Consider the following 7,803-nt stretch of genomic DNA (forward strand, 5'->3'; position numbering starts at 1 on the left):
GCGTCATTGTCCTCAAGGCCCGGGGCCTGAACATGGCCGTGGCCGGCGATAACGCTGCCGAACCCTGGGACGAGGAGGCACTGACCGCCGGAGCTGTGAACGGCCGCCCCCGCCTGCAGATCGCGCAGTGGGCTGATCCCGAGCACGGCCGCTACGTCAAGATGACCACCCGGGGTGGTGTGCTCGAAGGCCTGGTGGCAGTGGGCATGCCCCGCACCGCCGCCGAACTGGTGGGACTGTTCGAACGCAGCGCCGAACTGCCCGCCGACCGGTCCCTGATGCTGCGCCTGGATGGCCCGGACCAGCCGGTTTCGGCCGGCGCCGTGGACCCGGAACGTACCGTCTGCCGGTGCGCAGGTGTCAGCGGCACGAAGATCGCCGCTGCAGTGACCGACGGCTGCGGGACGGTGGCCGAAGTTTCGGGTGCCACCCGCGCCGGGACCGGGTGCGGCGGCTGCCATGATGACATCAAAGGGCTCATCGAAAAACACTTTCAAGGGGCCGTCGCCTGAGCCGGCCTGACCCGGGCGCGCCCTCACTTGAGCATATTGAGGGCCCCGGTCCCCGACGCCCTCCGCTGCTTAGCCTGACGCCCCAACCGGCGGAGCGGCAGGGACGCTGGGAGGGGTGCCATTGCCCCAGCCCGCGTCCGCTGCGGCCTGCACCAGCGCATGCGCCATGGCGTTGCCATCCGGCGCGCTGCTGCTGTCCATGGGCGGTCCCGTCACGTAGGGCATCTCGAGGACCTCGTCGCCCCGCACTGCGTGGAGCACGGTGTTCGCGGACGCGCCGCCGGCCTCACCCTGGAAGTAGCCTGTCCATTGCAGGCAGGCAAAGCCGCCGATGCCTGTGACAGGTGAGCAGTCCGGCGTCGACTTCGCCTTCTCGATGTCCGCGGCCGACGCCGGCGCTATCAGGGCCACCGACAGGGCCATCATCCCCGTGGGCGACTTGCTCGAGTACGTGCACAGGTAGGCTTTGCTGCCCATCGGCCTGTCAGGACTGTTCTGGCCCACAGGCAAGATCCCTGGGACTGCTTTCGCTGCAATCTCCGGGGTAATCAGGTCGCAGGCCGGGCTGGCGGTCACGGCCGACGACGACGCTGGCCCGCTTTGGCCCGCGGGCGCTGCACACGAGGCGAGGAGCACGGCGAGCACGGCCACCACCGTCACGCCAGGTCGAGCCGGCCAGGACTGGCGACGGTGCATGGGACTCCCTTTCGTGTCCGCACGAATGAAGGCCACCCGGTCGGTGGCATCAGTCTGGGGCTGACCGGCGTCGGGACACAGAGGCAAAAGTACCGGGGCGGGCGGATATGTAGCGCGTAACGAAAGCCGGGGCCGGAGTGTCCGGCGGGTAGCATCGGGGCCATGAGCGCCGACGACGACGACATCACCGACGAACTGCTGGCTGACGCCGGGAAGCTGACCGGTCTGAGCCTGGAACTGCTGGGCCTTGATCCGCACCCGGATGACATGACCCCGGAACAGCGGCTCCAGTTCGAGCCCGAAGACCTGGCCGAAATGGCGTCGGTCCCGCCCGAAGACCGGCAAAAAGCTGTCAGCCACGCGCTCCTGCTGGCAGGGCTGCTCTGGAACTCGTCGGCCGTCCTGCTCGACCAGCTCTTCCGCGACCTCGGAACGCTCAGCGGCCCGGACGCCGTCACCCCGTCCGACATCGCAGGAACCTCTGTGCTGTCCTCGCTGCCGCCCAGGTTTGCAGCCAGCTATGACGCGGCGTTCACCCGGAAGTTCATCGTGGTCGCCTCCGACGTCACGGCGTCCCTGGCCCGCGGCTGGACCGCACCCGGCTGCCTGGCCGCCGAACTGGCAGTCCGCTGCCTGCTCGACCAGGCGGAGATAACGGAGGACATCTACGAACTGGACCTTCCGGAGGACTGGCGGGCGCGGGTTGAGGAAGTCCTGCTGGAGGATGCAGACAGCCAGGCGCTGTACTCAGAAGATGCTGACGAATCCCCCGACGACGGCGAACTCGGCTTTGAGCACTGGTTCAGGCCGTTGTCCCCCGGGGATGCAGTCCCGCCCTACGCCCGTTCCTGACCGGACGGGGCAGGAATTCCCGCGAGGAAGTCCTCAGTAAAGCGCTTCACGCCGTCCCACTCGGTGTAGACATAATCGCGGGACGTATCGAGGTCCGTAGATCCCTTGTCCCGGACGATCTTCTTCATCATCTGGCGTTTGAGGAAGTTGTACTGGGTGTAAAGCAGGGCCCCGGCGAAGATCCCGACGTGGGCGGGATGCCAGCCGGTCTGTTCCTCGAACTCCGTGACGAACCCCTCAGCATCGTGTTCGTCGCCATGGGCGGCCAGGCTCACCGAGATCAGTGCGGACGGGAGCCGCTCCAGTCCGGCGCGGTTCTCCCGGACAAAATCGACCACAAAGCCCTCGTGTTTGCCCATGTGGACCGAGGCCGCAACGATCACGGCGTCCTGGCCGCTGGGGATACCGCTGCCGGCGGAATGCTTAAGATCCACCGTTTCGGCCTCGTGTCCATGGGCACGGACCAGCTCGGCGATGTACTCAACGATCCGGGCTGTCTGCCCTTCAACGCTGCCATAGGGGATATAGATATTGGCCATGCTCCACAGTGGGCGTGCAGGGCGCTGCCGAAGTAGGGCCGAACGTCCCCGTCCTGGTGCCGGCTCGAGCCGTGCCGGCCGTAGCCGTGCGGTGCCGGACGCTTACGCCGGGGCTTTGGGAATCATGATCCACAAGGCGACGTAGACCAGCTCCCCGATCCCCACCACACCAAAGATCACAAACCCCAGCCTGACCAGGAACTTCGGAATTCCGAAGCGGGCTGAGAGCGCGGCGCACACGCCGGCGATGATTTTTCCGTTGCGCGGCCGCTCCAGTGCTGTACTCATGCCGCCACGCTACCTGAAAAGGCTGATGACCGTCAGGTACCAAGGCCCGGCAGCCAACAGGCAGACAACCCCTGCATCACCCCACCAAGCGCGCAGCCAACACGTAGATCCCCCACAACCCGGCGATAAGCAGGATTCCCAGATAGGCCAGCACCAGCCTGGTGTCGCGCAGGTAGCAGTTCGATGTAGTGAGGCCCCTCCGGCGCGCCTTCCAATATCCGGCAAACCCGATGGCAGCGAACACCGCCAGTGCCACCGGACCGGCTACCCAGCCCAGCAAGGCAACAGTGGCGAAGATGCATAGCCGCAGCGGGTCGAAGGGCGGCGCGGGCTGCTGATCCTCGTTGAGGTCAGGTGCCCGGTGGTGCCCGGCTGCGTGTCTGGCGCGCACCAGCTGTGACGGCGACGGCCCGTTGGCGATGCGCCGGGCATCAGAAGCGGAACTCATCATTCCTCCTTTTCGCGGGCTGGCTCATACCTGGCGGGCTCATACCTGGCGGACGGGGAGAAGCCGCGTGCCCGTGGCTGTGCTCATCCGTTGCCTGGCCAAAGCGGGCCACGCCTGGACAGCGCAGAACGGCGCGCACTGGTGCCCGCCGTCGTCGCTCTTTGTTCCCACGTGGACGCAGCACTGGGTGAGCCTCTCCTCGATCATGGTCGAAATGTCCATGAACGGCTTGACCATGATGCGGGTTACGCGTTCGGCGAGGAGCCTGCGCAGCCGTTGCTGCTGGCCCGGGAGCTTGCCGGCCGCCAGGGTAGTGAGAGTGCCGATGCCGAGGTCGCATTGGGTGCAGATGTTCTTCCAGAGATCCATGGTCCGCGGGTGGGACAGCGAGGACTGTTCGCTCAGCAGGTCCAGCAGGGAGGACTTCATCAGGTTGCGCAGCTCCAGCGGGATCGCGCTGTCGGCTATGCGGTTGGCGATGCTGTCAGGATTCAGTTCCAGCCAGGCCAGCAGCTGATCATGCCCGATGAGGGCGGTCAGCGAACGCCAGACCCCGGAGTCGTCCTTCAGCATGTAGCCCACGGACGCGCAGTGCGGGTGCGAGCACGGGAGTGCCGTCAGGTCGTGCCACGAGACCACCCCGCCAGTCTGCTCCGCAAGCCGATCGAGGACGCCCGTATGGGTGAGCCTGTTCCTGGCGTCGATGCCGTGGCCGCGGCCTGAACCGAACACCGGCTGAAGCGCCACACCGCCGACGAACGGGGTCTCCAAGGCCCGCATGACCACGGCGCCCACCTCACCGTCGTTGACGCCCAGGGTGGCCGTCATCGTCAGGGTGGTGAAGATGCCCGCTTCGGACAGGCGCGCTATTGCGGCGTCCTTGAAGCGGGTGAGGTCTCCGCCGCGGTGGTGGATGGAGGCTTCCTTCGACGGCCCGTCGTACTGGAGGTACACCTCCACCCGGTCCCGATGTTCGGCCAGGAGTGCCAGCAGGTCGTCGTCGGTGGCGATCAGCATGCCGTTGGTATTCACCATGATCCGGACGACCGGACGGGCAACGAGCTCGTCCAGAAGTTCGGCGAGATAGGGATAAAGCGTCGGCTCGCCGCCGGAGAGCATTAGCACGTCCAGCCGCCCGTTTTCGCGGGACAGCCGGGTGTCGATGTTCGCGAGGACCTCGCTCAGCGGTGCCACCCCCTGCAGCTGGGGGCCGGAGGCGGTGAAGCACGTGGGGCAACGCAGGTTGCAGTGCTCGATGATGTCCTGCAGGAGGATGCACGTGTGCTGCGTCTGCATGGCTGGCAGCCCGTACGCGTAAGCTTCCGGCACCTGGCGGTAGTTGTCCGCCTGGTCGGGGATGTGCTGTTTGGTGGGCGCCTGCCACTTCTCCAGGTAGCGCAGGATTTCGGGAGACTCGTCGTACAGCGTGCTGATTAGCCCATGGTCGGGGCAGCCACGTTCGAGCCATACCCGGTCATCGCGGATCAGCAGCGCGCCGGAGAGCCGCCGCACCTGCGCGAGCGGAGGGTTGCCTTCGTGGCAGCGGGGACAGAACGCGGTGACGTACCGGTGGATGCGGTCCCCACGGAGCGGCTGGCCGGGGCCGGGCAGCGCCTGCCGGGAGGATGGTGACGGATTCATCTCAGCCCCTCATCTGTGAAAGTGCCATGACGCAGATCCCGCCGCCCAGCAGGGTGAAGATTCCCAGGCCAATAAGGAGTCCCGCACCCAACCGGGACGTGCGGGGCCGGACCGCCAGCACAATGGCTGCCGCGAGATACAGTGCGATTGGTATGAACGTTGCATACCCGGCAAGGAAGGTCCTGTACCCCTGATCCGGAGCGATCCCCGCTGTTGTCCCGAAATAGAGGGCATAAAGGGCAAGAGCCCCCAACAGGATTCCGAGCAGCATGGAACCGCGCTTTGGTTCCGCGGGCGGATTCTCCTGCTCGAACGGGTCCCATGGGGTGTCTGGCTTGTCCTCGCTCATGCCGCTGTTCCTTCCAACTGCGGGCGGAGAGGTTTCCCGAAGACCCGCTGCATCCGCCAAAGCAGCAGGGGAGAATCACCAGAAGGAACCACCGGGGCCGGCTCATCCCCAGCAGGATCACCACGTTGCCCCGGAAGACTTCGACGCCGAACCGGCATGCGGTCCCCGGGGAGCGCCTGGCCCGGGCCAGGCAGCACCTGCCGGGAAGCGAACAGTGAGGGGTTCATCTCAGGCTCTCATCTGCGCGAGGCTTCCGACGCACAGCCCTCCGCCGAGCAGGGTGAAGATTCCCAGGCCAATGAGCAGCCCCGCCCCCCACCGTGACGTGCGTGGCCTGACCGCCAGCACCATCGCTGCCAAAAGATAGACAGCGATTGGAATGAAGGCGGACGGCCCGGTCAGGAAACGCATGGACGAGGGGCCACCGAAGGCAATCGGTACCCCGACATAGAGGGCATAAAGGGCAGGAGCCCCCACCAGGATTCCGAAGCCCAAGGGGCCGAGCGCAGGTTCAGGGGGTTCCTCGTCTTCTGGGCGCGAATTTTCCCTGCTCATGCCGCCGTTCCTTCCAACTGCGGGCGGAGTGGTTTCCCGAAGACACGCATCATCCGCCAGAGCAGCAGGGGGAGAACCACCAGAAGGAACCACTGGGGCCGGCTCATGCCCAGCAGGATCACCTCGTTGCCACGGACGAACTCGACTCCGAACCGGAACAGGGCGTAGGAGGTCACGTAACAGATAAAGAGATCGCCAGGACGGGGCAAGCGGTCACGGAAGCGCCACATCACGGCGAATGCCGCAAGGTGGAACACCATTTCGTAGGCAAATGACGGGTGGAGGCCCACGCCGGCCTGTGTGCCGAGCATTGCAGCCTGCACGGGGGTGAGTTCAATCCCCCACGCTCCCCCGGTGGGCGTGCCCGGCAGTTCCGTCAGCAGGCAACCGATCCGTCCGGGAATCAGCGCCAGAGCGACTGCGGGTGCCAACAGATCGCCGGTGGGGTTGCGGTAACCAGTGAGCCGCTTGCCCAGATGGACGCCGAACCATGCTCCGACCAGCCCCGCGAGGATGCTGCGGTCCCCGTTACCCCACCAGTCCGCGAGGGAGACCTCCCGGGAAACGTCCCATGTGAGCAACCTTGAGCCAATGGCACCGAAGGCAACAGCGAAGCCTGCAATGGGCCAAAGGCGGGGATCGGTGAGGCCCCTGCGGCGCTTCTCGTAGGCGTAAAACACCAGGGCTGCGAAGATTCCCAGCCCCACAAGGCCACCATGCACCAGCCCATCTCCCGCAAAGGGAAGCCCGATCATGAGCAGAGTGTAGCAGTGGGCCGCTGCGGCCCTTCGGTACTACATGTGGACGTGCAGGCGCCGGGCAGCTTCGGAGATGGAGCCGCTGAGCGACGGGTACACCGTGAAGGTGCTGGCGACGTCGTCCACGTGGAGTTTCTGCTTCACGGCGATGGAAATGGCGAAGATCAGTTCCGAGGCATTCGGTCCCACCACCACCCCGCCGATCACGGTGCCGGAGCCTTTGCGGGCAAAGATCTTGACGAAACCATCCTTGTGGTTGCGCATCTTGGCGCGGGCGTTGCTCTTGAGGGACAGCTTGATCACATCTCCCTGGTACTTGCCGGAGTGGATCTCGTCCTCGGACACACCCACCGAGGCGATCTCCGGGGAGGTGAAGATGTTGGACGCTACCTGGTGAAGCTTGATGGGCGTGACGCTGTCGCCCAGGAAATGGGCGATCGCGATCCTGCCCTGCATCGCGGCCACGGAGGCGAGCGCCAGGACGCCGGTGCAGTCCCCGGCGGCGTAGATGTTGGGCGCGGTGGTGCGGGAGACGCCGTCCACCTTGATGTGCCCGCTCTCGGTCAGTGCAACCCCGGCTTCTTCCAGGCCGATCCCGGCGGTGTTGGGGATGGAGCCCACGCAGACCAGGCAGTGGCTGCCGGTGACTTTGGATCCGTCGCCAAGGGTGACCACCACGCCGTCGTCCGTCCGTTCGACCGTTTCCGCGCGGGCACGGGACAGAACCCGGACGCCGCGGCGTTCGAAGACTTCCTCGAGCACCTCAGCGGCGTTGGTGTCGGAGCCGGGCAGCACCCGGTCCCGGCTGGAGATCAGGGTGACTTTGGAGCCCAGGCCGTTGTAGGCGGAAGCGAATTCTGCACCGGTGACACCGGAACCCACCACGATGAGTTCCTCGGGGAGTTCGTCGAGGTCGTAGATCTGGGCCCAGTTCAGGATACGTTCGCCGTCCGGACGGGCTGTGGGGAGTTCACGCGGATGGGCGCCCACGGCCAGCAGGATCGTGTCCGCTTCCACCGTTTCTGTCCCGTCGGCGGTGATCACTTCGATGGTGTGCGTATCCACGAGCCGGCCGGAACCGATCAGGATGCGGACGTTGTGCTGCTCCAGCCCGGACGAGATGTCCCGGGACTGCTGGCGGGCCAGGCCCAGCAGCCTGTCGTTG

The 7,803-nt window shown here is 66.0% G+C and carries 11 protein-coding genes; 2 read left to right on the forward strand and 9 right to left on the reverse strand.

Features of this window, described 5'->3' with window-relative positions; genetic code table 11:
- Positions 1-512 (forward strand): (2Fe-2S)-binding protein (locus DBR22_RS22315; RefSeq protein WP_181365293.1); only part of this gene is annotated, 512 nt, incomplete at its 5' end.
- A gap of 69 nt (positions 513-581) precedes the next feature.
- Here the strand turns inward: DBR22_RS22315 and DBR22_RS22320 are convergent.
- Positions 582-1,208, reverse strand: a complete 627-nt coding sequence (locus DBR22_RS22320; protein ID WP_181365294.1) for a hypothetical protein — start codon at positions 1,206-1,208, stop codon at positions 582-584.
- A gap of 162 nt (positions 1,209-1,370) precedes the next feature.
- On the opposite strand from DBR22_RS22320, the gene DBR22_RS22325 reads away from it, so the two are divergent.
- A complete protein-coding gene (locus DBR22_RS22325) occupies positions 1,371-2,060 on the forward strand; it encodes a hypothetical protein (protein ID WP_108600781.1) in 690 nt (229 codons plus the stop codon).
- Here DBR22_RS22325 and DBR22_RS22330 read toward each other — a convergent pair.
- The 8 genes from DBR22_RS22330 to DBR22_RS22370 all read right to left on the reverse strand — a co-directional run.
- Positions 2,045-2,599: a flavodoxin domain-containing protein gene (locus DBR22_RS22330; protein ID WP_108600782.1), complete on the reverse strand. Its 555-nt coding sequence runs from the start codon at positions 2,597-2,599 to the stop codon at positions 2,045-2,047. The two genes, DBR22_RS22325 and DBR22_RS22330, sit on opposite strands and share 16 nt — an antisense overlap.
- Before the next feature lie 102 nt (positions 2,600-2,701).
- The gene (locus DBR22_RS22335) at positions 2,702-2,887 is read right to left on the reverse strand and encodes a PspC domain-containing protein (RefSeq protein ID WP_108600783.1); all 186 of its coding nucleotides are present in this window, start codon (positions 2,885-2,887) and stop codon (positions 2,702-2,704) included.
- Between the two features lie 76 nt (positions 2,888-2,963).
- Complete coding sequence (locus DBR22_RS22340) at positions 2,964-3,335, reverse strand: hypothetical protein (protein WP_108600784.1); 372 nt, start codon at positions 3,333-3,335, stop codon at positions 2,964-2,966.
- A gap of 39 nt (positions 3,336-3,374) precedes the next feature.
- Positions 3,375-4,976, reverse strand: coding sequence for a radical SAM protein (locus tag DBR22_RS22345; protein ID WP_108600785.1), 1,602 nt, complete (start codon positions 4,974-4,976; stop codon positions 3,375-3,377).
- 1 nt (position 4,977) lies between these two features.
- Entirely contained in the window at positions 4,978-5,325 is a 348-nt protein-coding gene (locus DBR22_RS22350; protein ID WP_108600786.1) for a hypothetical protein, read from the reverse strand.
- A 228-nt stretch (positions 5,326-5,553) separates the two neighbouring features.
- Positions 5,554-5,880, reverse strand: coding sequence for a hypothetical protein (locus tag DBR22_RS24050; protein WP_181365295.1), 327 nt, complete (start codon positions 5,878-5,880; stop codon positions 5,554-5,556).
- Positions 5,877-6,635, reverse strand: coding sequence for a prolipoprotein diacylglyceryl transferase (locus DBR22_RS22365; protein WP_108600787.1), 759 nt, complete (start codon positions 6,633-6,635; stop codon positions 5,877-5,879). The genes DBR22_RS24050 and DBR22_RS22365 overlap by 4 nt, the downstream gene beginning before the upstream one ends.
- Positions 6,636-6,674: 39 nt before the next feature.
- Positions 6,675-7,803 (reverse strand): NAD(P)H-quinone dehydrogenase (locus DBR22_RS22370; protein WP_108600788.1); only part of this gene is annotated, 1,129 nt, incomplete at its 5' end.

The sequence above is a fragment of the Arthrobacter sp. HMWF013 genome, from assembly GCF_003061105.1.
Taxonomy (GTDB): domain Bacteria; phylum Actinomycetota; class Actinomycetes; order Actinomycetales; family Micrococcaceae; genus Arthrobacter.